This window comes from Burkholderia sp. Bp9012 (assembly GCF_003853825.1).
In the GTDB taxonomy this organism is placed as follows: Bacteria; Pseudomonadota; Gammaproteobacteria; order Burkholderiales; family Burkholderiaceae; genus Burkholderia; species Burkholderia diffusa.
Genome location: NZ_QTQA01000038.1, coordinates 1 through 23,975, shown reverse-complemented (window position 1 = coordinate 23,975; position 23,975 = coordinate 1). Strand labels below are relative to the sequence as shown.

23 protein-coding genes and 1 pseudogene are annotated in these 23,975 nt (G+C 64.0%); 11 read left to right on the top strand and 13 right to left on the bottom strand.

Translation table 11 applies throughout. The features are described from left to right. Window positions 1-30: 30 nt before the first annotated feature. Window positions 31-585 (bottom strand): NADPH-dependent FMN reductase, encoded by a 555-nt coding sequence (locus tag DIE11_RS32865; RefSeq protein ID WP_124629522.1) that lies wholly within the window; start codon window positions 583-585, stop codon window positions 31-33. A 373-nt stretch (window positions 586-958) separates the two neighbouring features. Between DIE11_RS32865 and DIE11_RS32860 the strand changes: the two genes are divergently transcribed. Beyond that, entirely contained in the window at window positions 959-1,555 is a 597-nt protein-coding gene (locus tag DIE11_RS32860) for an RNA polymerase factor sigma-70 (RefSeq protein WP_124629521.1), read from the top strand. Continuing rightward, complete coding sequence (locus DIE11_RS32855; RefSeq protein ID WP_124629520.1) at window positions 1,536-1,775, top strand: zf-HC2 domain-containing protein; 240 nt, start codon at window positions 1,536-1,538, stop codon at window positions 1,773-1,775. The genes DIE11_RS32860 and DIE11_RS32855 overlap by 20 nt, the downstream gene beginning before the upstream one ends. A 212-nt stretch (window positions 1,776-1,987) precedes the next feature. Here DIE11_RS32855 and arsC read toward each other — a convergent pair whose 3' ends face one another. Continuing rightward, the gene (gene arsC, locus DIE11_RS32850) at window positions 1,988-2,344 is read right to left on the bottom strand and encodes an arsenate reductase (glutaredoxin) (protein WP_059604814.1); all 357 of its coding nucleotides are present in this window, start codon (window positions 2,342-2,344) and stop codon (window positions 1,988-1,990) included. 946 nt (window positions 2,345-3,290) lie between these two features. On the opposite strand from arsC, the gene parA reads away from it, so the two are divergent. Both parA and DIE11_RS32840 read left to right on the top strand, forming a co-directional pair. After that, the gene (gene parA / locus DIE11_RS32845; protein WP_040138954.1) at window positions 3,291-3,953 is read left to right on the top strand and encodes a ParA family partition ATPase; all 663 of its coding nucleotides are present in this window, start codon (window positions 3,291-3,293) and stop codon (window positions 3,951-3,953) included. Between the two features lie 23 nt (window positions 3,954-3,976). After that, complete coding sequence (locus DIE11_RS32840) at window positions 3,977-5,038, top strand: ParB/RepB/Spo0J family partition protein (protein WP_124629519.1); 1,062 nt, start codon at window positions 3,977-3,979, stop codon at window positions 5,036-5,038. 90 nt (window positions 5,039-5,128) lie between these two features. Here the strand turns inward: DIE11_RS32840 and DIE11_RS32835 are convergent, their stop codons facing one another. Then, window positions 5,129-6,493 (bottom strand): replication initiation protein, encoded by a 1,365-nt coding sequence (locus DIE11_RS32835; RefSeq protein WP_059604605.1) that lies wholly within the window; start codon window positions 6,491-6,493, stop codon window positions 5,129-5,131. A gap of 1,822 nt (window positions 6,494-8,315) precedes the next feature. Between DIE11_RS32835 and DIE11_RS32830 the strand changes: the two genes are divergently transcribed. After that, window positions 8,316-9,497, top strand: coding sequence for a DNA-binding protein (locus DIE11_RS32830; protein WP_124629518.1), 1,182 nt, complete (start codon window positions 8,316-8,318; stop codon window positions 9,495-9,497). A 139-nt stretch (window positions 9,498-9,636) separates the two neighbouring features. Here DIE11_RS32830 and DIE11_RS32825 read toward each other — a convergent pair whose 3' ends face one another. The 3 genes from DIE11_RS32825 to DIE11_RS32815 form a co-directional block, all read right to left on the bottom strand. Next, window positions 9,637-10,650: a tyrosine-type recombinase/integrase gene (locus tag DIE11_RS32825; RefSeq protein WP_059604599.1), complete on the bottom strand. Its 1,014-nt coding sequence runs from the start codon at window positions 10,648-10,650 to the stop codon at window positions 9,637-9,639. A 102-nt stretch (window positions 10,651-10,752) separates the two neighbouring features. Beyond that, window positions 10,753-11,130 carry a DUF2471 family protein gene (locus DIE11_RS32820; RefSeq protein WP_124629539.1) on the bottom strand — a complete coding sequence of 126 codons (378 nt, stop codon included), beginning with the start codon at window positions 11,128-11,130 and terminating at the stop codon, window positions 10,753-10,755. A 130-nt stretch (window positions 11,131-11,260) separates the two neighbouring features. Further along, complete coding sequence (locus tag DIE11_RS32815; RefSeq protein WP_124629517.1) at window positions 11,261-11,872, bottom strand: helix-turn-helix domain-containing protein; 612 nt, start codon at window positions 11,870-11,872, stop codon at window positions 11,261-11,263. A 161-nt stretch (window positions 11,873-12,033) separates the two neighbouring features. On the opposite strand from DIE11_RS32815, the gene DIE11_RS32810 reads away from it, so the two are divergent. Continuing rightward, complete coding sequence (locus tag DIE11_RS32810; protein ID WP_059604594.1) at window positions 12,034-13,233, top strand: glycine C-acetyltransferase; 1,200 nt, start codon at window positions 12,034-12,036, stop codon at window positions 13,231-13,233. A gap of 13 nt (window positions 13,234-13,246) precedes the next feature. After that, complete coding sequence (tdh, locus tag DIE11_RS32805; RefSeq protein WP_059529060.1) at window positions 13,247-14,275, top strand: L-threonine 3-dehydrogenase; 1,029 nt, start codon at window positions 13,247-13,249, stop codon at window positions 14,273-14,275. A gap of 524 nt (window positions 14,276-14,799) precedes the next feature. On the opposite strand, the gene DIE11_RS32800 is transcribed toward tdh, so the two are convergent. Next, window positions 14,800-15,201 carry a hypothetical protein gene (locus DIE11_RS32800; protein ID WP_124629516.1) on the bottom strand — a complete coding sequence of 134 codons (402 nt, stop codon included), beginning with the start codon at window positions 15,199-15,201 and terminating at the stop codon, window positions 14,800-14,802. After that, the gene (locus tag DIE11_RS32795; protein ID WP_124629515.1) at window positions 15,198-15,836 is read right to left on the bottom strand and encodes a GNAT family N-acetyltransferase; all 639 of its coding nucleotides are present in this window, start codon (window positions 15,834-15,836) and stop codon (window positions 15,198-15,200) included. Before DIE11_RS32795 ends, DIE11_RS32800 begins: the two co-directional genes overlap by 4 nt. A gap of 191 nt (window positions 15,837-16,027) precedes the next feature. Between DIE11_RS32795 and DIE11_RS32790 the strand changes: the two genes are divergently transcribed. Together DIE11_RS32790 and DIE11_RS32785 are read left to right on the top strand one after the other, a co-directional pair. Further along, on the top strand, window positions 16,028-16,642 hold the full coding sequence (locus DIE11_RS32790; RefSeq protein ID WP_124629514.1) for a TetR/AcrR family transcriptional regulator: 615 nt from the start codon (window positions 16,028-16,030) through the stop codon (window positions 16,640-16,642). A 55-nt stretch (window positions 16,643-16,697) separates the two neighbouring features. Beyond that, complete coding sequence (locus DIE11_RS32785; RefSeq protein WP_059604582.1) at window positions 16,698-17,177, top strand: nuclear transport factor 2 family protein; 480 nt, start codon at window positions 16,698-16,700, stop codon at window positions 17,175-17,177. Window positions 17,178-17,620: 443 nt separating this feature from the next. On the opposite strand, the gene DIE11_RS32780 is transcribed toward DIE11_RS32785, so the two are convergent. Next, window positions 17,621-18,706 (bottom strand): tartrate dehydrogenase, encoded by a 1,086-nt coding sequence (locus DIE11_RS32780; protein WP_124629513.1) that lies wholly within the window; start codon window positions 18,704-18,706, stop codon window positions 17,621-17,623. 117 nt (window positions 18,707-18,823) lie between these two features. Here DIE11_RS32780 and DIE11_RS32775 point away from each other — a divergent pair, with 117 nt between their 5' ends. Continuing rightward, entirely contained in the window at window positions 18,824-19,747 is a 924-nt protein-coding gene (locus tag DIE11_RS32775; protein WP_185633856.1) for a LysR substrate-binding domain-containing protein, read from the top strand. Window positions 19,748-20,006: 259 nt separating this feature from the next. Here the strand turns inward: DIE11_RS32775 and argC are convergent, their stop codons facing one another. Continuing rightward, window positions 20,007-20,945 (bottom strand): N-acetyl-gamma-glutamyl-phosphate reductase, encoded by a 939-nt coding sequence (gene argC, locus DIE11_RS32770; protein WP_124629511.1) that lies wholly within the window; start codon window positions 20,943-20,945, stop codon window positions 20,007-20,009. Between the two features lie 118 nt (window positions 20,946-21,063). Here argC and DIE11_RS32765 point away from each other — a divergent pair, with 118 nt between their 5' ends. Further along, window positions 21,064-21,948 (top strand): LysR family transcriptional regulator, encoded by an 885-nt coding sequence (locus DIE11_RS32765; RefSeq protein WP_124629510.1) that lies wholly within the window; start codon window positions 21,064-21,066, stop codon window positions 21,946-21,948. Window positions 21,949-22,010: 62 nt separating this feature from the next. On the opposite strand, the gene DIE11_RS32760 is transcribed toward DIE11_RS32765, so the two are convergent. The 3 genes and pseudogenes from DIE11_RS32760 to DIE11_RS32750 all read right to left on the bottom strand — a co-directional run. Further along, complete coding sequence (locus DIE11_RS32760; RefSeq protein ID WP_124629509.1) at window positions 22,011-22,475, bottom strand: hypothetical protein; 465 nt, start codon at window positions 22,473-22,475, stop codon at window positions 22,011-22,013. A gap of 60 nt (window positions 22,476-22,535) precedes the next feature. Next, a complete protein-coding gene (locus tag DIE11_RS32755) occupies window positions 22,536-23,753 on the bottom strand; it encodes a patatin-like phospholipase family protein (RefSeq protein WP_185633855.1) in 1,218 nt (405 codons plus the stop codon). 129 nt (window positions 23,754-23,882) lie between these two features. Further along, window positions 23,883-23,975, bottom strand: a pseudogene (locus DIE11_RS32750) (3-hydroxybutyrate dehydrogenase); the annotation flags it as partial.

Genomic DNA, 23,975 nt, shown 5'->3' with positions numbered 1-23,975 from the left:
CCGGTGCCGGCGGCGGGAAGGGGACGGCGATCAGGCCGCCTTCAGCACGCGCACCCAGTCGACGTAGCGATCGACGAAACCCTGCAGGAACTTGCGGGTGTCCTCGCTGACGATCTGCCCCTCGTCGTCGATGCGCGCCGGGTCATGCTTGATGAACATTTCCGGCTGCCCGAGCATCTTCACGTCGAGATACGCGAGCACGTTGCGCAGGTGCTGCTGCGCGAGCGCGGTACCGACCGCGCCCGGCGACGTGCCCAGCACGGCGCCCGGCTTGCCGGACCACGAGTTGTGCCCCCACGGGCGCGAGCCCCAGTCGAGCGCGTTCTTCAGCACGCCCGGGATCGAGCGGTTGTATTCGGGTGTGACGAACAGCAGCGCGTCGGCCGCTTCGATCGACTGCTTGAAGCGCTTCGCGACTTCCGGAAAATCCGTGTCGTAGTCCTGGCTGTACAGCGGCAGTTCGCCGATCTCGACGAATTCGAAAGAGAAATCGGCGGGGGCGAGCGAGATTGCGGCATGCGCGAGCGCGCGGTTCCAGGAACCGCGACGCAGGCTGCCGACGACGACTGCAACACGATAGGACATGGCTTTCTCCTTCCGGTGAGTGAGGAATCGGATCGATTGATTCCGAACAGGCAAAAAAGGTCTGTTTATAGGCAAGCCAGCCCGCGAGCCGTCCCACGGGGCAAACCAGCCGACTTTCCACAAGGTTTTCCACAGAAATTGTGGATAACTTGACCGTTATGATCTGATGTTACAGAACGCCCGCGTCGCGATTTCGCAACGCGCGACGCGGGGCTCCGGAAAGCATAGCGCAGCGCGCCGACCGGCTTCATGAATTCGTGACGGAACATCCATTGCGGCGCGGCGTCTCGCCCAGTAAGCTGCTCGCACCGCGATGCGCCCGCCCGGTGGCGCGCACACGATCGCCTCCGCTTCGTAAGGCTCCCGATCCGCCATGCCGTCCGCATACGACGACCCTGCCTATCTCGCGCAACTGCGCCGCGACCTGTTGCGCTTCGCACGACTCCAGCTACGCGATGCCGATGCGGCCGAGGATGCCGTGCAGGAAGCGCTGACCGCTGCGTGGACGCATGCGGGCGAGTTCGCGGGACGGTCGGCCCACAAGACCTGGGTATTCGGCATCCTGCGCAACAAGCTGATCGACATCCTGCGTGTACGGCAGCGGACGGTGAGTCTGTCCGCACTCGATGCGGAGCTCGACGGCGAATCCGTGCTCGATCGCGAATTGTTCAAGGAAAACGGGCACTGGGCCGCGCACACGAAGCCGCGACCGTGGGCGGGCCCCGAAACGCTGTTGCGGCAACAGCAGTTCTGGACGCTGTTCCAGGCCTGCCTCGACCATCTGCCGGAACACATCGGACGCGTGTTCATGATGCGCGAATTCCTCGACGTCGAGATTGACGACATCTGCAGCGAACTTACGTTGACGACGAATCATTGCAGCGTGCTGCTGTATCGGGCGCGCACGCGCCTGCGCACCTGCCTGAGCGAAAAAGGACTGACGACCGAAGATGCTGCTGGGGAAATGTAAAGACGTGACGCGACTGCTCTCGGATGCGCTCGACCGAGCGTTGACGCTCCATGAGCGCATGCAGGTGCAAGTGCATCTGCCGGCTTGCAGTGGATGCCGCGCATATCGCGAGCAGATCGCGCTGCTGCGAACGGCGGCGCATGCGGCGGCGGGGCGGGGGACAGGGGATGAAGCGGGGGATGATCGGGATGAATCGTCGGGCGACGGGCGGGAGGGCTAAGTTGCCGATGTCGGTCTGAGGTTGCGCTTTGCAGTTGGCGATGTCGTTGTTGACGTCGTAGGTCGACGCTCGAGGCAGCTCGCGGGGCGCGCGTCGAATACGGGCTGTCCGCTGCGCGGCGTCAGATGTGGTTGGCGGTTGCGAATGCTGTCGGTCGATCCCGGCGCGCTCGCACCGGGATGATTCGATAAGAAAAATACGTCGAACTAAAATTATTCGAACAGCGCCCGCACCGACTCGGGCGGGCGGCCGATGGCTGCCTTGCCTCGATACACGACGATCGGACGCTGCAGCAAAATCGGATGCGCCGCAATCGCTTCGTAGGCCTCCGCGTCCGTCAGATTCGCACGGGCCAGATCCAGCGTCTTGTACGGCTCCTCGCCTTCGCGAAGCATGTCGCGCACCGGGCGCCCAAGCTGACGATGCAGCGCTTCCAGTTCCTCGACCGTCGGCGGCGTCTTCAGGTACTCGACGACGTTCACCGGCGTGCCAGTGGTGTTCAGCGTCTCGATCAGTGCAAGTGTCTCGCGGGACTTCGAGCAGCGGGGGTTGTGGTAGATCGTGATCATCGTTCGGGCCTGCATGAGAAAGGCCCGTATTGTAGCCAGTCTGGTTGCGGGTGTTTCGGCGGGATGTCTGCGCACGGGAGGAAGGGGGATTGGAGTCTCGGTGTGGCATGCAGAAAGCGTGCGTTGCGCCGACGAGCGCGCAGCCGGCTTGATGCGTTTATGCGCATAAAGTGCGTTGCATGGGAAATTTCCGAGGCCTTCTTCGTCGGCGAATAGCCCGGGGGATAAGCTCATCGTCATGCCGTGGTGCCGGCGCCGACACAGAGCCACCGCATGTTTCCGTCGCGGGGTTTATGCGCATAAAGCTATCGCGTGCCTGGGTGGAGACGACCGCTGATATCGCGGTCGGCCCGGACACTTCGATGCCCCCGAACGATCATCAGCGCAATATGCGATGGCGTCCCGGGCATCGCCGTACGGTCGTCTTTATGCGTGTCTGCCGACCGTGCGACCGTTGATATCGGCCGAGCCGCTCGATCGTTTATGCGCATAAACACAGCGGGGGACGGCCAGCACGCTTCGTCACTGAACATGGCACGTATGCACCGCATCGGCCTGAGCCGCGCGGCGTTCGTCATCGGAGTGGGGCGCGCGAGCGAGGACTCAGACTCGCCGATGCTCTCCAATACCGCCGAAGTTTATGCGCACAAACTCCCCGACACCAAGGCAGCAGCCCCCTTCAATGATCGAAAGGGCAGCACCGATACATTGCGCCGATCAGCGTGCCGAACGTGAGACCGAAGCCGCCTGTCGTCACGACTATCTCCGTTCATCCTCCAACGCAGCAACCTCGCGTCCACCGGTGCCAGCCATCCCGCATCACCCGCTCGTTTATGCGCATAAACCAAATAGCCCGAATGGCTAACGCGTAGTTGGCGAACGACAATTTCATTGAAATATAAATATCGTCCTGTAGAATTCCAACGACCAAAAACAGGAGTGAAAATTGGCCGCGGAAATCATTGCAGTCACTCAACAAAAAGGTGGCGTCGGCAAAAGCACGATTGCCATGCACCTCGGCGCGGCATTCCATGAGAAAGGGAAGCGCGTCCTCGTCATCGACGCAGACGGTCAAAACACTTTGGTTCACTGGTCGAGCGCATCCGGTGACAGCGACGCCGGCATCCCGTTCCCGGTCGTCAACCTCGCCGAAGCCGGCGGCCAGATCCATCGCGAAATCAAGAAGTTCATCAACGACTACGACATCATCGTCGTCGATTGCCCGCCGTCGATCACCGAGAAGGTCTCCGGCGTCGTGCTGCTGGCCGCATCGATCGCCGTGATCCCGACTTCGTCGTCGCCGGCCGATTACTGGTCGAGCGTTGGGCTGGTCAAGCTGATCCAGCAGGCGCAGGTGATGAACGAGGACCTCCGCGCCGTCTTCCTGCTGAACAAGACGGAAGAGAAGCGCATGCTGACCCGCGAGCTCAAGCGCGCACTCGAGGAACTCGGCTTCCCGTTGCTGAAGACGCAAATCCCGACCCGGGAAGCGTACAAGCAGGCGATGGCGCTCGGTCAGACCGTGCTGCAGATGAACGATCGCGGCGCCAAGCTGGCCGCTGCGGAAATCCGCGCATGTGCCGACGAAATCGTCGCCATGCTGCCCTGACTTTATGCGCATAAAGGAGTCGCATGAAACCCTCCCAATTTGCAAAAGGATTCCAGGCGCGCCCGGATATCACGACGAGCGAGAAGCGCACGGCGCTTGATCGGCTGAATGCCATCGATGGCATCGTCAAATCCGAGACGGCCACGCCGGCCCCGACGAAGTCCGCCAAGAAGGACATCGCGCCGCCGCCGGCACCGGACGTCCTGCTCGATCCGCTGACCGACGAGTCGCCGCAATATCGCGCGTGGCGCCTCGAGAACCGTTATGCGCCCGGCCAGGTGATCGAGCTGTCGCTGAAGGCGATCAAGCACAGCCCGTTCAACCCGCGGCACTTCTATCTGAAGTCGTCGATCGCCGAACTCGCGGTCAACATCGCGAAGCAAGGGCAGCAGCAGGCGATCCATGTGATTCCGGACTACGACAATCCGGGTTCGTATTTCGTCAGCGACGGTGGCCGTCGTGTGCGTGCGTTGAAGGAAGCGAACAAGGAGTCGGTGAAGGCGATCGTGATCGACGTGCCGATCGGAATCCAGAGCTACAAGCTCGGCTACGACCTGAACGTGCAACGCGATTCGCAGACGGTGTTCGACAACGCCGTCGTATGGCGCCGCTTCCTCGACGACAAACATTTCCAGAGTCAGAAGGAACTGTCCGAGCATCTCGGCCTCGACGAATCGACGGTCGCGGTTGCGCTGTCGATCGGCAAGCTGCCGGAAAGCGTGATGCAGGAGATGGTCGCACGCCCCGATCGCTTCGGTTCGAACATGGCGTATCAGGTCGGCCGTTATCACAATGCGCGCGGCACCGAGGCGACGCTGCGGCTGATCAACAAGATCGTCTCCGACGATCTCAGCACGCGCCAGGTGTCGGACATCGTCAAGGGCCGCGTCGCGGCACAGGAAACGCCGAAGCCGGCGGGCCGCCAGCGCTATGCGCAGCGTCTCGAGATCAAGCTCGGCGGCAAGTCGGTTGGCGACCTGAAGTCGTATGGCGAAGACCGCATCGAACTGCGCCTGCGCGGCCTCCCGAAGGACAAGCGCGACGCGATCCTCGAGCAGCTCGAGCGGATGCTGTTGTCGGACTGATGGAAATGGCCGCCAGGGCCTGGCGAGGCGCCGGGCCCGCCGGACGGGCGGGCGGCCGGCGACGGCCCGTCAGAGGGGCCTGAACGGGCCTCAGGCGGCCCGGGATTGATTCAGCGTGAACGACAGCAGGTCGCCGTCGGTCGGCTCGCCCCAGGTTTTCTGGGCAAGCCAGTCGAAAAAGGCCGTCTCGGCCAGCTTCGAATCGAGACCGCGCTTGCGCCAGTCGTCGCGCAGGTGCGAGCCCATCGTCGGCAACACTTCCGACTCGAACGACTCGCGCGCCACTTCGCGCTCCGCGTCGCCCTGCTCCTCGTACAACACCTTCGCTTCCTTGCGGCGGAACGCCGCGAATTCGCTCAACAGACGTGCCTTCAGATCGTCCGGCTGCGCCGAGACGGCCTTCGCGGCAGGCGCGCCGGAAGGCAGCGCGTCGACGGACTCGACCGGCGGCGCATAGCCCTTCTTCAGCGCGTCCTTGAACAACGCGGGCGCACTGCGCACCGGCGGCAGCGTCGTGCTGCGCATCCGCTGCTCGGTCATCTGCAGCGCGGCGCGAATGCGGTTCTCCTCGCTGTCCGCGTAGAGCGTCTGCGCTTCCTTGAGCGGAATCCCGAGCTTCACCATCCGGTCGACCAGCGTGCTGTCGAACACGTTCGGATGCTCGTCGAGCGCGAGCATCGGCTGCTTGCGCTCGGTCACGCGGAACTGGATCTCCGCGACCCGCCGCCCTTCCCGATGCTCGATCAGCTCGACGAAAATGTTGGTGACCGCATTGACCTCGGCGATCGCCGGACGCAGGTAGTCCCGCTTGAAGTACTTGTACTCGCGCTTCGCCTCGTCGCCGGCTTCCGTATCGGGCGTGCCCGACAGGATCGGACGCCACCATTCCCACGGCTCGCGCATCGTCAGATGGCTCGGGTTCGTCAGGTAACGCACGCAGATTTCGTAGAGCGCAAGACCAGCGCTGCTGCGCAGCTGGCTCTGGAACTGCAGGCTCAGACGCGCGTACTGGACCGGATCGAGCAGCTTCTTCTTGATCTTCGGTGCAAATGAAAATTCGACCCACACGCGGCGCGTGGCCGGATCCTCAAGAATTTCGGCATCGGCGATCAGTGTCGAGATCCCCCACTTGCGGCCCGGCTTCTGGCTCGACGTCCCCGAGCTCCATTCGACCTGGACGGACACCATACGGCGCAGGTGTTCCTTCACCAGCGCGGTGTCGTTCGAATCGAAGGCGGAGTTGGCGACGATGTCCGACAGCAGCGCGCGATAGGTATCGCCCGAGTCGTCGGCCTGCTGCGCGACGGCGAGCAGGACGTTGAACAGCTTGCGGGTCAGGAGCGTGATCTTGCCGCTCTTCGGCTGAATTGCGATCGCCTCGACGGCCTTACGCAATTCGGCTGAACTGGCACTCACCACATCCACATCGGTTTTCTTGGCGCGCTTCGTGGCCATGCGTCAGGTCGGAGGAGAAGTTTCACGGAAGGATAGCGCCTGTGGTGATATGCGTCCAGAACGACATGCTCACCATAGCCGGTGAAGCGCACGTGCAAAACGGCACTCACCCCAACCCTCTCCCGAAAACCCTCACCGGTCCGGATTTAAAGCGTTTCGGACTCGTCCAGACGTGTCGCGGGATGCGCGGATTCACAGATTTTTGCCTGTGCTCGATACGTGCGAAATTTGCCCCCGTATCGGCTCACCTTTCGATTTGTCGTAATTTTACGACTGCACTTCCGGGTCCTCGTCACAGGGTCGCCACTGGCTGTCACGGCATCGAGCGGACAGGCCCGCAACGCCCTGTATGCATGTACAGGCTCGACTGACGGGGCGATCGCGACCGCGATCGGTGTCCGGAAACCCGCGCCGAAGAGGGACTCCGCGACGTCGATCGAAACCGTTTCAACGGCCCGGGCGCGCATTGTACAGCGCACAGAAACCATTCAGTCCCGAAAATTCTCACCTTATCGGTTCGAAATTCTGTGACCCTGATATCGACGAATCCCCGACACACGCGGGATCAGCAGCCAGAGGCTCCCGAAAAACCTCACCTTGACGACAAAAACGGCATTCCAACGGACGTGGAAGCGACTCCCGAAAAATCTCACCGTAACCGCCGCGGTATCAAAAATGTCAATGACATCCGATACTTATGTACGTCAGGCGTTCCGCTGTGTCCGGCGACCATCTCCCGAAAAACCTCACCTTTACGGTGTTCGGGCGGATGCGGCAGCCGTGTGCCGAATCCCGAAAAATCTCACCTGTGCCAAAAAGTGGCACAGGGAAAATCAGATTTCCGCCAGTCCCGGTGGGCTTTTCAGCGAATTCGCCCCGCCCCGGATCCCGGAAAGCCTCACCTTTGACCAATTCTTGAGCAAATAGCGCTCCTGAAAAACCTCACCTGTAAGACATCCGACGGCCTGTGATCCATGCCCCGAAAAAGCTCACCTTATCGGCTTCCGGGCAGGAAAACCCGCATTTCGCTCCCGAAAAGCCTCACCTTTTGGGCCTCACAGGCTCCACAGGGCACTTTTGCTGTGCAAAATGACGGTCGATTCCCGGAAATCCTCACAGCAAATCCCTGTGGAGTCCCGTGAAACCTCACCTTTCCCGAAAACTGCCCAAAAGATGGGCAGAATGGGGGCACGAAGAAGGTCCCGCAAATGCTCACCTATGTCTGCACAGGCAGAAAACTGTGCGTTCAGGCACAGCATGGGTTCCGTGGCTGTGTGGCCCCGAAAAACCTCACCTTTGGGAAATCTCATGTTTCACTGTGATCCCGAATCCGCTCACGACCTTTCCTGCATCGGCTCACGCAGATCCCCGAATCCCATCACTTCAGCTCCCGCAGAAGATCACCTTGGTTCCCGTAAAACTTCACCTTGTCGGCCGGAAAGCCTTGCTACATAAGGCTGTGCCGTGGCGTTAACGTTTTTAACTAAGGGTTCAAGGGTGTTTACTTCTAATACTCTCAAGACATCCGTCATCGAGTTTTCCACAGAGACCCCAACCCCAGAACACCGGCCGGCTACGATGACGCCTGGCATGTGAAACAAATGCACTTTTTCGGGGCCTACCCGAAAACGCTTCCAGAACAAAGACTTGCCTTGTTTTCTTCGCTTTGTTTCACGGAATCGAAGTGCTGGTTCGTCCGGATTGGCTCATAGCCCCGATTTCTGTGCACAGCGATGTAAATTCACCACGCTGCACGAAAACAAGTATCAAAAAATACGTATTTCGTTATGATCGCAACATGTCAATGTCTGTGAGTCCTCCCATGACGCTGGATGAAATGCGTGGAGTCATCCGAGAAGAACTGGAATCGCTTCGTGCGAGCGGCGCGCGCCGCCAGGAGTTGTCGCTGCATGCGTGCAAGCGGTTGTTCTTCGATCTCGGTATCCGACCATCGGCTGCCAACGTTCGCGACCTGACCCAGACAGGCAGCGCCAGCGACATTCCGAAGGACATCGATCATTTCTGGGAACGAATCCGTTCCGCCTCGAAAATCCGGCTCGACGGTGCGGCGATCCCGAAAGCGGTCGAGGAAAAGGCAGGCTCATTGCTTGGCGCGCTATATGAAGAGGCGTTGAAAGCGGCCAGGGAAAGCCTCGATGTCGATCGCGAACAGGTTCGCGCCTGCATGGCCGATGCGGAACAGCGGCTGCGCGACGCCACGGTTCGCCAGGAAACCCTTGAGGGCGCACTGACGCGAAGTGAAACCCGCAACGAGCAACTGCAGGCGCGTGTGACCGAGCTCGAGGTGCAGTTGGCCGCGCAATCGACGCACGGTTCGGCAAACGAGGCGACGCTGCTCACCACAGTCGCTCGACTTGAAAAGGAACTGGCTGTCATGGCTGCCCGCGTCGACGCGGAGCAGACGCAGAACGCGACGCTGCGCGACCGCATCGACACGCTCCAGGCCGAATTGCAGCAGCGCACCGAACACTATGCACAGCAGATCAAGGATGCCGTGGCCGAAGCCGAGCGCCGCGTCAAACCAATGCTGGTCGAGCTGGACTCGCTGCGCAGCATGGCGTCGAGCTACCAGAGCGGCCTGCGCGACGTGCAGCGCAAGGAATTCGATTTTCTTCAGCAGCTGAGTTCGGCCAAGGCCCGCGCGGACCGGCTCGAGGAACAGCTGCGCACCCAAAGCGACGAATTGGACCGTGCGACACGCGACGTGAACACGCTGCGCGCGAGCCGCGGGATGAATCCGGAGATTTCCGCGCTGATCCGGCGCTTGGCCGATGCAGGTCAGCTCGATGCGGATGCGTTTTCCGCGATCGGGACGTCACTGGACCATGAGATTCCGGTGCCGACCCAGTGCCCGCACTGCGACGGCGAACCGGAATTGTCGCAGGGCGACGACGGGTTCGAAGTGTCTTGCCCCGAATGCGAACATGCGTCGGGGCCCTGGCCTTCCCGATTCGAAGCGGTCGCGCGCTTTACGCGCGACTGACGTGTCGCCCGGCACAGGGATCGCACAGGTGAGGAAATTCGGGACGCGTGAGGTGAGGTTTTACGGGAGCTGTGAAACGGTGAGGCTACGCCGCACAAGGCTGCTCACGGATCATGCCGCGTGAGCAGCCGGGTCGGCATCAGTGAGTTTCGTCCTGCTCGGACGCGTCACCATTCGCGAGATCATCGCGCCAGTTTTTCCATGCGCGATGAAGGCGGTTCGACGAGATCGGCCGCATGAAGCCGAGCCATTTGCCGACCCGCTCGGGTGGCACGTCGTGCTCGAACAGTTCGGCAGCGTAAGTGTTGCGCAGCGTTTGCGGGCTCGCGCGCGCGGTGCGTGACGACGTGAGCCCCGCGGATTCAACGATTGCATCGATCGCGCGCAGCATCGTCGCCTTGTGCATTGGCCGCCCGGCGTGCGATGCCGGAAACACGAGCTCGCCCGGAATCTCCTGGCGCTTGCGTTCCACGAGCCATGCTTCGAGCAACGCGATCGCGAACGAGGCCAGGTGGGTTTCGCGCGCGAAATCGGGATGTGTCGACGGGATCTGCAGCGACGTTCCGCTTGCATTGATGCAACTAATCGTAAGCGCACGTGCTTCGCCGGTTTTCACGCCGGCCCCGAGAAATGCGGCGACGAGCGCGCGGTCACGCCGCTCCTTCCAGTATGCGGAGCCAGATACGCCAATCGGCGAAAACAGGTAGGCCAGCAACTTCGCGCGTTCGGCCGGTGTCAGGAAACCGGTCGGCTCGTTGTCGCGTGCCTGACGCCAATCCGCTTCGCCATCCTGAGCAATGAAGCGGGCCGGGTTGGTGGACGCGAGCTCGGTGCGCCGGATGTGGTCGAGCACGCGTTCGATCAGCCTCAAATAGCGCATTCGCTGCGTTTTCCGTATGGGAAGCTCGCTGACGAAATTCGCGATCGTTGCGGTATCGACCGTGGCCAGGTTTTTCTGATGTGCACGCAGCCACGCGAGAAAGGCGCCCCATTGTGCGCGGTAGACGTCGGCCGACGAACGACGGTAGTCCTGCATGGCGAGCCATGCGTCGAACGCGGCTTCGGGCGAGATGATCCAGTCGGACGCACCACGGTCGAACAGATCCTTTTCTTCCGGGCGTGCGGGCGTGTCGGAGGGGGTGGGAAGGGACATGTTGTTTATTCCGTTAGTTGCGTATATGGTAGCCCTATCCGCAACGTGGCGGGCAGCAGGATGCGGGAGCCGGCCGCCGCGCCGAACGGCCAGGGCCTGATGTCAGTCACCCCATGCCTTGGATGGGCGATGAATGCGCTCGCTGGATGCCGCTTCCTGCGATCTGGCCGCCGCTTCATACGCGAGAACCGCGAACGAGAAGACAGCGGGTAGCGCATTCGATCGTCCGAAATCGATCGGATCATCCGTTTCGGGAAAAGTCATGTCCGACGGCCGTTCGAACAGCTGGCGCATGCCGGCTTCGTGACGACTGGCAAACCCGAGATCCGCGAGTGCCTCGGCTTCGATGGCGTGCAGCAGGCGCCACGACAGCGGGACGCGCTGATGGATGTAGCGCCCGGCTATATGGCGCACAATCAACTCGAGGTCGTGCGCGGCAGCCTTGAAGCTGAGCGCGGCCAAATCTTGTTCTTCTGTCATCGCAGGCTCCTGTCGACCGGAGCGGGCGCCTCGGTGCGGCGGCCCCGGCCAATGCATGGCGGAATGTCCGTATACTGTACAAACATACAGTGTTTTCCGCAACTGGCCTTTCGGCCAGCTATTCGCATCGTCAGCGATGAATCACGATCAGTAGTGCGCGCGCTTCCGCCTTGCCGGGATTGCGGATGGCGTGAGGCGTGTCGGCCGGGTAGCGCGCGGTATCGCCCGCTTTCAGGCGTCGGCTCGCCGCCGCGGCTTCGATTTCCATCGCGCCCTGGAGCACGGTGAGGTGCTCGCGCGTGCCGGGTTCGTGCGCGTTCGACGCGAGCGCGCCGCCGCCCGGCAGCGTCAGTTCGTACCACTCGAACTTGCCGGCCAGGTCGATCGGGCCCCATACGCGCAACTGATAGCGGCCGTCGTGGCCGGCGAGCGTCGGGATGTCGTGCGGGCCATCCACGCGGATCGTCTCCGGCGCTTTCGGTTGCGAGAACAGCTCGTCGAGCGTGATGCCGAGCGCATTCGTGAGCCGCCATGCGACCGCGATCGTCGGATTGGCCTTGTCGCGCTCGATCTCGGAGAGCATCGACTTCGATACGCCGGCTGCGCGCGACAGGTCGTCGAGGGTCAGCTTGCGCTCGTTGCGCAGTCGCTGGATTTGCTCGCCGACGCGCGGCGGCGTCACGCCCGGCGGCTGCGGTGCGGCGCCGGCAGGCGTGCGCCGCGACGCGGAGGAACTTGCCATTTGGTTTCCGTTCGCTTAGAGTTGTTCGGTATTTCGAATTCTAGTTCGGAATATCGGATAAATGCGGTCAACCGAACGACCGACTATAACAGTAGCAGGCCGTTGCGCAGCCGCCACGAGCGGCGCGCGGCGGATTGCGAATCCCTGTCAGGAGCTTTGCGATGCGTGATGCCTTTCTCGCCCAGGTGCGCGGGACGCTCGACCAGATCCGCGCGGACGGTTTTTACAAGACCGAGCGCGAGATCGCGAGTCCCCAAGCGGCGGCCGTGCGGCTCGCCAGCGGTGCCGGCGTGCTGAATTTCTGCGCGAACAATTATCTCGGTCTGGCGAACGATCGGCGCCTGATCGCCGCGGCGCAGGCAGGTCTCGACCAGGACGGCTTCGGCATGGCGTCGGTGCGCTTCATCTGCGGCACGCAAACCGTGCACAAGCAACTCGAAAGCGCGTTGGCGTCGTTTCTCGGCACGGAAGACAGCATCCTCTATTCGAGCTGCTTCGATGCGAACGGCGGCCTGTTCGAGACGCTGCTCGACGAGAACGACGCAGTGATCAGCGACGAGCTGAACCACGCGAGCATCATCGACGGCATCCGCCTCTGCAAGGCGAAGCGTTTCCGTTACAAGAACAACGATCTCTCCGATCTCGAGGCGAAGCTGAAGGAAGCCGACGCAGCGGGCGCGCGCCACAAGCTGATCGCGACCGATGGCGTGTTCTCGATGGACGGCATCATCGCCGACCTGAAAGGCATCTGTGACCTCGCCGATCGTTACGGCGCGCTCGTGATGGTCGACGATTCGCACGCGGTCGGCTTCATCGGCGCGCATGGCCGCGGCACGCCCGAGCACTGCGGCGTCGATGGTCGCATCGACATCATTACCGGCACGCTCGGCAAGGCGTTGGGCGGCGCATCGGGCGGCTATGTCGCGGCCCGCCGCGAGGTCGTCGAATTGCTGCGCCAGCGTTCGCGCCCGTACCTGTTCTCGAACACGCTGACGCCGAGCATTGCCGCGGCGTCGCTGAAGGTGCTGGAACTGCTCGGCAGCGACGAAGGGGCGAAGCTGCGCGAACGCGTGCGCGAGAATGGCGTGCGTTTCCGCGAGCAGATGACCGCCGCGGGTTTCACGCTCGTGCCCGGTGCGCATCCGATCATCCCGGTGATGCTCGGCGACGCGCAGCTTGCAACCAACATGGCCGACAAGTTGCTCGAAGAAGGCGTCTACGTGATCGGCTTCTCGTTCCCGGTCGTGCCGCGCGGTCGCGCACGCATCCGCACGCAGATGAGCGCCGCGCATACGCCTGAACAGATCGATCAGACGGTCGCCGCGTTCGTGCGCGTCGGCAAGTCGCTCGGCATCGTCTGACGGAGGCGCGACCATGAAAGCACTGGCAAAGCTCGAGCGCGGCCCGGGTCTCACGCTCACGCGCGTGAAGCGCCCCGAGGTCGGACACAACGACGTGCTGATCAAGATTCGCCGCACGGCGATCTGCGGCACCGACATCCATATCTGGAAGTGGGACGACTGGGCGCAGAAGACGATTCCCGTACCCATGCACGTCGGCCACGAATACGTCGGGGAGATCGTCGAGATGGGGCAGGAAGTGCGCGGCTTCGCGATCGGCGACCGCGTGTCCGGCGAAGGCCACATCACGTGCGGCTTCTGTCGCAACTGTCGTGCCGGCCGCCGGCATCTGTGCCGCAACACCGTCGGCGTCGGCGTGAATCGAGAGGGCGCGTTCGCCGAGTATCTGGCGATTCCCGCGTTCAACGCGTTCAAGATTCCGCCCGAGATCTCCGACGATCTCGCGTCGATCTTCGATCCGTTCGGCAACGCGACGCACACGGCGCTGTCGTTCAATCTCGTCGGCGAGGACGTGCTGATCACGGGCGCGGGCCCGATCGGCATCATGGCCGTCGCGATCGCGAAGCACGTCGGCGCGCGCAACGTCGTGATCACCGATATCAACGACTACCGGCTCGAACTTGCGCGCAAGATGGGCGCGACGCGCGCGGTCAACGTCGCACGCGAGTCGCTGCGCGACGTGATGGCCGACCTGCACATGACGGAAGGCTTCGACGTCGGCCTCGAGATGTCGGGCGTGCCGAGCGCGTTCACCAGCATGCTCGAGGCGATGAATCACGGCGGCAAGGTTGCGCTGCTCGGCATTCCGCCCGCGCAGACGGCGATCGACTGGAACCAGGTGATCTTCAAGGGGCTCGAGATCAAGGGCATCTACGGGCGCGAGATGTTCGAGACCTGGTACAAGATGGTCGCGATGCTGCAAAGCGGCCTCGATCTGTCGCCGATCATCACGCATCGTTTTGCAGCCGACGATTACGAACAAGGCTTCGCCGCGATGCTGTCCGGTGAAAGCGGCAAGGTGATCCTCGACTGGACGGTCTGAGTGCCGGCGGGGCGGCTCGGCGCGTTTGCCGAGTGCCCCGTTCGTGTCGGCATGAGCGTTTGTCTAGGCATGGCGGCTTCGAAGAACGCGTGAGGTGAGATTATTCGGGAGCTGTTTGCGTGCCGAATGATGGCTCGATCGTGCCGTCGTGTGACGCGCAGGCGAGGAATTCAACGACGGCACGGCGTTTCTTCTTGACGATATGACGGTGATCGCGCTTCGCTGCCGCAGCACGTATCGATGACGTGCAATCACGCATGCATCTCACTCGTCAGCGTCGCGCTCCCGCCCGCACTCTCGCGTCGCTCGGCGCGTGTGTTTCTTCCTGCCCTTCCGTTTCGTTTGCCGCGCCTGAATTGCGACGCCCTGTCGCACCGCCCGCCTGGGCCACGGTCTTGCCGCGCTTTCGTGACAGCACGTCACCACGCAACGCCGTCACGGCGCCTTCTTGATGCGTGAGCCGATCAACGACGTGCGAACTCACCTGTCCGCCTGCCAGGCCGCATTGATTGGTGCGCTTCCCGCTACCTGATGCGCTCACCGTTCAACCATCGCGGTTCGAGTTGCAGACTCAACACGACGAGCCAGCGTTTCGGGCATTGCGGTGCGATCTCGATCAGTTCGCCATGCTCACCGGACACCGTCACGAGCCCGCGCTTGGACGCATGCCGATACGCGCGGGATGCGTCCGCCTGAAGCCAGAAGCTGACGAGCGCGCACGTGACGAAGCGGAACAGCAGCAACGTCGCGGCTTCCGGCGCGTAGCCGACCGCGACGAGCAGGGTGTCGAACACGAGCGTCAGAGTTTGCGTGACCGCGATCGTGACGACCGTCAGCTTCACCAGCCCGCGCATGCGCAGCGCTGCCCGCGTGCGGGCATGCCTCAGTGCGAGCCGCGCACGATCGTCGTCGGCTTCGTGTTTCATGACGCCGCTCCGGCACGCCGCGCGACGTGGATCGACGTCATGTCGGATGCAGGTATCCGCCCGTCCGACACGCCAACGGCCTTGCACAGGATCGCGCTGTCGTAGCTGTGTCCTGCAAACCGCATCACGTCGATCAACTGAAACCCTTCGCGTCGATAGAAGTCGACGAGCCGGACAGCCGCATGCGGGGCATCAAGCGCGAGGTGCGTCGCGCCACGCGCGGCCGCCCGCCGTTGCGCGAACGCGAGCAGCGCACGGCCGATGCCGCGATCCTGCCAGACCGGATCGACGGCCAACTGGCCGAGCGTCGCGACGCGTCGGCTGCGGTACGGATCGCACCGCGAATCGGGATCGTGCGGCTGCATCGTGATCGTCGCGACCAGATGCCCGTTACCGAGCGCGACGAAACACTCGCCGGTGAGCATGCGTTCGCGCGTCTCCGACGCCGGCTGGTCGACACCGGGACAGTTGAAGCCTGCGGCGCCGAGCGGCGCGTACGCGCGATGCAGCAACGCGGTCAGCGATTCGTACGAATCGCTGCACGGATCGAAACGCCGTACGACGACGCGGCCATCGAGCCGCTTCGCATAAGCTGCATAGGCACGCTTGGAGCGTGCGGATTCCGGTCGCTGCATGATGTCCTTTCGGCCAGACGGGGTGACCGAAGTGTAGTGAGCACCCTGCGCCAGCTTCAAGAAAAAATGTCGTAAACGCCGCCTGCAATGCGCTGCCCGCGATCGAAACCATGCGGCGTTCGGCCCTTCCGACGACAGGGCCTTTTCACATGGGTGTTGACGTTGGAGAACGATCGTTCTACCGTAGACCCATGAACACACATGATGACTTCTCCGGCGAACCGGCCGTTCGCGACCGACTGCTCGACGCGGCCGAAGCGCTGATCTACTCGGGCGGCATCCACGCCACGGGTGTCGATGCGATCGTGAAGCGATCCGGTGCCGCGCGAAAGAGCTTTTATTCGCATTTCGAATCGAAGGAGGCGCTGGTTGTCGCCGCCCTCGAGCGGCGCGACGAGCGCTGGATGCACTGGTTCGTCGACGCCACGCTGGCGCACGGCAAGTCGCCGCGTGCGCACTTGCTCGGCATGTTCGATGTGCTGCGCGACTGGTTTTCGCAACCCGATTTTCACGGCTGCGCGTTCCTGAACGCGTCCGGCGAGATTGCCGACGCCGACGATCCGATACGCGTCGTCGCGCGTATGCACAAGGCGCGCTTGCTCGCGTTCGTGCGCGAGCGGCTCGACGCGTATGCCGACGACGCCGGCATCGAGCGCCGCGGCCTGGCCCGCATCGCGCGCCAATGGCTGGTGCTGATCGAAGGCGCGATCGGCGTCGCGCTCGTCAGCGGCGAAGCGACCGCGGCGCGCGATGCGCGCGCAACCGCCGAGCTCTTGCTCGAAACGGTGTCTCGAGCGTCGAAGTAACGCGTCCCAACCGGCTGCGTTCGTGCGCAGCCCTAACCTTGAACAGGAGCATCCCATGTCCGCTTCCCCGGAAATTCGTCCGCCCGTTCCGCCCTTCACGCTCGATACGGCGCGCCAGAAAGTGCGTGCCGCGGAGGATGCGTGGAACACGCGCGACCCGCAGCGCGTCTCGCTTGCCTATACGCCGCAGAGCCGGTGGCGCAATCGCGCGGAGTTCGTGACGGGCCGCGACGAGATCGTCGGACTGCTGCAGCGGAAATGGACGCGCGAGCTCGACTACCGGCTGATCAAGGAGCTGTGGGCGTTCGGCGGCAATCGCATCGCGGTGCGATTCGCATACGAATGGCATGACGACGCCGGCAACTGGTTCCGCTCATACGGGAACGAAAACTGGGAGTTCGACGAAAACGGCTTGATGGCGCATCGCCACGCGAGCATCAACGACCTGCCGATTCGCGAAGCGGATCGCCTGTACCACTGGCCTCTCGGTCGCCGTCCGGACGATCATCCCGGTCTGTCCGATCTTGGGCTGTGACGTAGCACGATGGCGTCGCGTGGACGCGCGCTATTGGGCATCGAGCGTGACGCCTGTGCTCAACGGTGAGGGAATACGGGAGCCGCTGGTTGAGGTGAGCGTTTTCGGGAGAGGAGGCATTTCGTGCGGGACGGTGTGATTCTTCACGCCCTGCATCTCACCGATCAATCTTCGCAGGAAACGGTGCGGTTGCACTGAGCGAAGCGTTGCTCGCATGCGGATCGAATGCGACATCGGCGGCGCACTTGCTGCATACATGCGTGGTGGAGACATTCCATCGGTGTGTATCGATGTGCGATCCAACTCACCGTTCGACATCGACATGCACGCATCCAGGCGTGCGCGTCGAAATCGGCGAAGGTGCGCGGCAGTCAGTCGTGCTGCTCACCCTTGAGCATGACATCGATCGAACACTTCCGAGCCGCGCGCCTTCGGGCGCTCCGTCAGCCGGCGATCCGCGCCGCGATCGCCTCACCCACTTCCTGCGTCCCCACCTGACCGCCGAGATCGCGCGTGCGCGGCCCGGTGCGCAGCACGTCCTCGATCGCCGCGACGATCGCATCGTGCGCCTCCCGTTCGCGACCCGCGCCGTTGCCGAGGAAGTCGAGCATCATCGCCGCCGACCAGATCATCGCGATCGGGTTCGCGACGTACTGGCCCGCGATGTCCGGCGCGGAGCCGTGCACCGGTTCGAACAGCGACGGAAACGTGCGATCCGGGTTCAGGTTCGCCGACGGCGCGATGCCGATCGTGCCCGTGCAGGCCGGCCCGAGGTCGGACAGGATGTCGCCGAACAGGTTCGACGCGACGACGACGTCGAAGCGGTCAGGCTGCAGCACGAAGCGCGCGCACAGGATGTCGATGTGCTGCTTGTCGACGGCGATCTGGGGATAGCGTTCGCCCATCTCGGCCGCGCGTGCGTCCCACCACGGCATGCTGATCGCGATGCCGTTGCTCTTCGTCGCGACGGTCAGGCGCTTCGCGCGGCGCTGCGCGAGCTCGAACGCGAACTTCAGCACGCGCTCCGTGCCGTGGCGCGTGAAGATCGACTGTTGCATCACCACTTCGCGCTCGGTGCCTTCGAACATCGTGCCGCCGACCGACGAATATTCGCCTTCGGTGTTCTCGCGCACGATCATGAAGTCGATGTCGCCTGCTTTGCGGCCGGCGAGCGGCGACGGCACGCCGTCGAACAGGCGCGCGGGCCGCAGGTTGATGTACTGGTCGAATTCGCGGCGGAATTTCAGCAGCGAACCCCACAGCGAAATGTGATCGGGCACCGTCGCGGGCCAGCCGACCGCACCGAACAGGATCGCGTCCATGCCCGAGAGCCGGGCCTTCCAGTCGTCCGGCATCATCTTGCCGTGCTGGGCGTAGTAGTCGCAGCTCGCCCAGTCGATCTGCTCGAACTGGAAACGGATGCCGAAGCGCGCCGTCACGGCGTCGAGCACGCGCAGGCCCTCGGGCATCACTTCACGGCCGATGCCGTCACCGGGGATGACGGCAATCTTGTACGTCTTGTCGCTCATGCAAGCCTCCTTGGCTGGTCGGGCCGCCGGCAGCGTGCGCAGCGGAACACGATGCCATTTTATTTATTTCCATTCAGATTAAAATCGTGCGAAAGGTTAATCGACTTTCCACGAATCGTGAACAAAGCGCCGAATCTCGACGACCTGCGCGTCTTCAGCCTGGTCGTCCGCCTGACGAGCTTCAGCGCGGCGGCCGAGCAGCTCGCGGTATCGCCCGCATATGTGAGCAAGCGCATCGCGCTGCTCGAGGCGCAGCTCGGCACGCGGCTGCTGCATCGCTCGACGCGCCGCGTGACGGTCACGGAGGCCGGCGAACGCGTGTTCGCGCGTGCCGAGAAGATTCTCGATGACGTCGACCATCTCGTCGAGGACGTGTCGACCACGCGCACGGTGCCGCGCGGCACGCTGCGCATCTCGAGCAGCTTCGGCTTCGGCCGTCATGTCGTCGCGTCGGCGTTGCTCGACTTCTCCGCGCGTTATCCGCAGCTGAACGTGCGGCTCGATCTGTTCGACCGGCTCGTCGACGTCGCGGGCGAAGGCTACGACCTCGACGTGCGCATCGGCGACGAGATCGCCGATCACCTGATCGCTCGCCGCCTTGCCGCGAACTATCGCGTGCTGTGCGCGTCGCCCGACTATCTCGCACGGCGCGGCACGCCGCGCACGCTCGCGGATCTCGCATCGCACGACTGCCTCGCGATCAAGGAGCGCGACCATCCGTTCGGCGTCTGGCGGCTGAACCTGCGCGGAGAAACGGCAACGGTGAAGGTCGGCGGCGCGCTGTCGACGAACCACGGCGAGGTGGCCGTGCAATGGGCGCTGGCCGGGCGCGGGATCGTGCTGCGCTCGATCTGGGAAGCGGGGCCGCTGATCGAACGCGGCGCGCTGCGTCGCGTGCTGTCGGACGTGATTCAGCCGGCGAACATCTGGGCTGTGTATCCGGAACGCGTCGCGGCTTCGGCGAAAGTGCGCGTGTGCGTCGATTTTCTCGCGGAGGCGCTTGCCGGGTTGAATGCCGCGGCGGGTGACGATGCGGCCTGAAATCGGCCAAAGGTGAGCTTTTACGGGGGCATGTAAGAAGCGTCGGCCAAGGCCCGTTGACGGCTCGCAACCGCGTCGCGAGCCGGTAGCGTGCCGCAGGCACCGACGTACCGACGTACCGACGTACCGACGTACCGACGCACCGACGCACCGACGCAGCGACGCACCGACGCAGCGACGCACCGACGCACCGACGCACCGACGACGCACCGACGGCCGCGATGCGCCGGGCCGGTCGATGATGGTGGCCGCCTGGGGCTTACGCCGCTTTCGCCGCACCGAGCATCAGATCGAGGTTCTGCACGGCCGCGCCGGATGCCCCTTTGCCGAGATTGTCGAACACGGCGGACAGCAGCACCTGGCCGTGCTCGGCATTCACGAACACGCCAAGCCGCAGGTCGTTCGTACCGTTCAGCGCTTGCGGATCGAGATGCGTGATCGTGCGCGTATCCGCGAGCGGCGTGACCTCGACGTGGCGCGCGTCGGCGTAATGGTGCGCGAGACACGCATGCAGCAACTCACCGGTCACGCCGGCCGGGAGAAGGCGCAGCTCGATCGGCACGGTCAGCACGATGCCTTGCCGATAGGCGCCGTAAGCCGGCACGAACAGCGGACGATGCGCGAGCCCCGCGTGCAGCTGGATCTCGGGCACGTGCTTGTGCGCGAGCGCGAGGCCGTAGACCTGCAGCGGTTTCGTGCGTGCGGCCCCGTTCGATTCGAATTCGTCGACGGCGGTCCGGCCGCCGCCCGAGTAACCGGACACGGCATGGATGCTCGCCGGGTAGTCGCGTGGCAGCAGGCCAGCTTGTTGCAGCGGCCGGAGCAGGCCGATCGCGCCCGTCGGATAGCAGCCCGGATTGGTGACGCGCCGCGCGTGTGCGATCGTCTGCGCATGTCCGTGGACCATCTCGGGAAAACCGTAGACCCATTCCGGATCGGTGCGATGGGCCGAGCTCGCGTCGATCACGCGTACCGCCGGATTCCGGATGAAGCCAACTGCTTCGCGCGCGGCGGCGTCGGGCAGGCACAGAATCGCGATATCGGATGCGTTGATCGCTTCGCTGCGCCGCGCGGGGTTCTTGCGCTCGGCATCCGGCAGCGTGACGAGCCGCAGATCGGTGCGATCGCGCAGGCGCTCGTGGATCAGCAGTCCGGTCGTACCTTGGTCGCCGTCGATGTAGACAGTGGAGAGGCTCATGATGGTCGCGTTTTTCGCTTCGGACGTCGGGAAAGCCGTATCGTCCATCGAACGCCTAGAATAGGAAAAGTTGAATTTCCTGATTGCGAGATTCAGATTTCCTGAACGAGAGGTGGGAATGCGCGAGATCAGTCTGGATCGACTGCGTACGCTGGTCGCGATCGCCGACCAGGGATCCTTCGTGGCCGCCGCGCAACTGCTTCATCTTGCGCCGCCGACGGTCAGCCTACATGTCGCCGAACTCGAAAGCCGCATCGGTGCGCCGTTGCTGTCGCGCACGCGCGGCAACGTGCAGCCGTCGACCATCGGTGCGGTGCTGGTGGAGCGGGCGCGCCGTCTGCTGGCCGAGGTCGAGTCGACTCTCGACGACGTGGAGCGACAAGTGCAGGGGCTGACCGGGCGGGTGCGCCTCGGCGCATCGACCGGGGCGATCGCCCATCTGTTGCCGCAGGCGGTGGCCCGGCTGCGCGAGCGCCATCCGGACATCGATGTTCAGATCGCCGTGCTCACGTCGCACGACACACTGGCGCGCATTGCGCAGGGCACGCTCGACGTCGGACTGGTGGCGTTGCCGCAGCCGGCGGTCGCGGGGCTCTCGATCCGCGCGTGGCGGCGCGATCCGGTGCTGGCCTTTCTGCCTGCGGGCTGGCGGCTTCCGGCGCGTGTGACGCCGGCCTATCTGGCCGCGCGTCCGCTGATTCTTAACGATGCGACTACCCGCCTGTCGCGGCTCACCGCGGAATGGTTCGCGCTCGGTGGCCACCGCCCCGAGCCCCGCATCGAACTCAACTACAACGATGCGATCAAGAGTCTGGTCGCCGCAGGCTACGGCGCGACGCTGCTGCCGCACGAGGCGGGCGCCCCGTTGCCGGATGCACGCATCGTCATGCGGCCGCTGCGTCCGGCGTTGTGGCGCGAACTGGGCATCGCCCATCGGGCCGGCCCGGTCGAGCGGTCGACCCAGCACGTGCTCGACGCGTTATGGGCGCTCGGCGCGCGCTAGAAAGAAGCGGGCGTCATGCGTCGTGCGCGGCCGTGCCGGCGTCGGCACGCGGCAGTGGCCCGTTACAGCCGGCTATCCCTCGCGAGCATCAGCACGCGCGCCCAGCGCCGCGCATCGTGCTTGTCCATCATCGGCAGCTTCCACTCGCCGTGTGCGGCGTCACGCACACGCACGACCAGATGCCAGCGGCCGTCGATCGGCTCGGCTTCGCAGCCGTCGAGCTGCGACAACGTATAGCGGCCGTCCGCACCGTCGTGCGACAGCCACAGCAGCCCCTGCGTCGCTGACACGCGCACGTCGCCCCACTCGCGATGCACGACGTGGGTCCAGCCTTGTTCCTTCGCGTTCGGTGCGATGTCGCGACGGCGCTTGATCCACCACGCGATCAGCGCGATCAGGATCGCGGCGGCGAGCAAGGCGGCCGCGATCGCGACCGGCTGGCCGAACTGCGCGGCGATGACGTGAAACAGATGAACCGCGCCCCATCCCACGGCGATGAGCGCGAACAGCGCAATGAAAATCGGCATGTCGAATCGGAAAGGAGGACGGACCGGCGCAGGCAGCGCGCCGGTCCGTCGCACGCGGCATTACCGGCGGCGGTGAATGTCGTGCGTGACGAAGCCTGCGTCGTTGGCGGGCAGCGCGAGGCCGTCCTTGACCGCGAGCGTCTTGCGGATGTCGTCGAGACCCGCGCTCCAGTGGTCGCGCATCGTCGACAGACCGAACTGATAGTCCTTGTAGTGGTGCTCGTACGCCTTCTGCTGATAGATCAGGTGCTGGATGTTGTACTTCTTCCCGCTCGACATCGCTTCAGCCTCGACGCACCACGGGTCGCTCTTGCGCTGCGCTTCCGGCACCTGCTCGAGCACGTGGCGCAGCACGTTGCGGTAGCGCTGTTCGCGCTGCAGCGTGTCGGTGACGAAACGCGTGCGGCTCGAATACTGCACGTCTTTCGTGCGTTCCGCGACGTCGGCCATCGTGCGCGGCAGCGGCCCGCGTGCGCTCCACAGGTCGACCTGGAACGCGAGCGTGTCGCGTCGCGGACGCGCGCTCAGCACTTCCATCAGCGGCGTGTTCGATACGACGCCGCCGTCCCAGTAGTATTCGCCGTCGATCTCGACCGGCGGGAACGCGGGCGGCAGCGCGCCGGACGCCATGAAGTGCTCGGGCGCGAGGCGGATGCGCGAGTTGTCGAAGTACACGAAGTTGCCGGTGCCGACGTTGACCGCGCCGACCGACACGCGCGTCTCGCCCGAATTGATCCGGTCGAAATCGCACAGCCTGAGCAGCGTCGCGCGCAGCTGCGACGTGTCGTACCAGCTGATCTTTTCCGGATGATCGGACACGCCCGGCAGCGGCGGCGGCAAGCGCGGCACGAAGAAGCCCTGCTGGCCCTGCATCATCGCGCTCGCGGCCTGCGACGCGGTGAAGAACGTGCGGATCTGGTCGATGCTGTTGAACAGCGCGAACTCGAACGCGGCCGGAATTGCGGGAAAGAATGCCGGCTGGCAGATCGTTTCCCAGAATTCGCGCAGCCGCTCGACGCGATGTTCGGGCGCATTGCCGGCGATCAGCGCGGTGTTGAGCGCGCCGATCGAGATGCCGGCGATCCAGTCGAGCGGAACGCCGGCTTCGTGCAGCCCTTCGAACACGCCGGCCTGATACGCGCCGAGCGCGCCGCCGCCCTGCAGGACGAGCGCGATCGTTTCGTATGGCAGCGACCGCGCAGCGGCCGGCGCGCCGGCTTCGTGTTGCAGGTCCGCCGCATCGACGGCCTGCTTTTCTGTACGCGCGTGCGGTTTCATCAGTTGCTCCGAGAAATCCCGCCGTAGATGGCGGAGACGGATGGCATACCGTCGAGCGACGGTGCGCCATCGTGAGTCGTGAGAATGGATGTGGTGCGGGAATCGCCCCCCGTCAGGGAGGCGAGGACGTTACTGCATGAACCAGCCGTGGCTGACGACGAACGACTGGCCCGTGAGCGCGGCGCTCGGGAACGCCGACAGGAACAGCACCGTCTGCGCGAC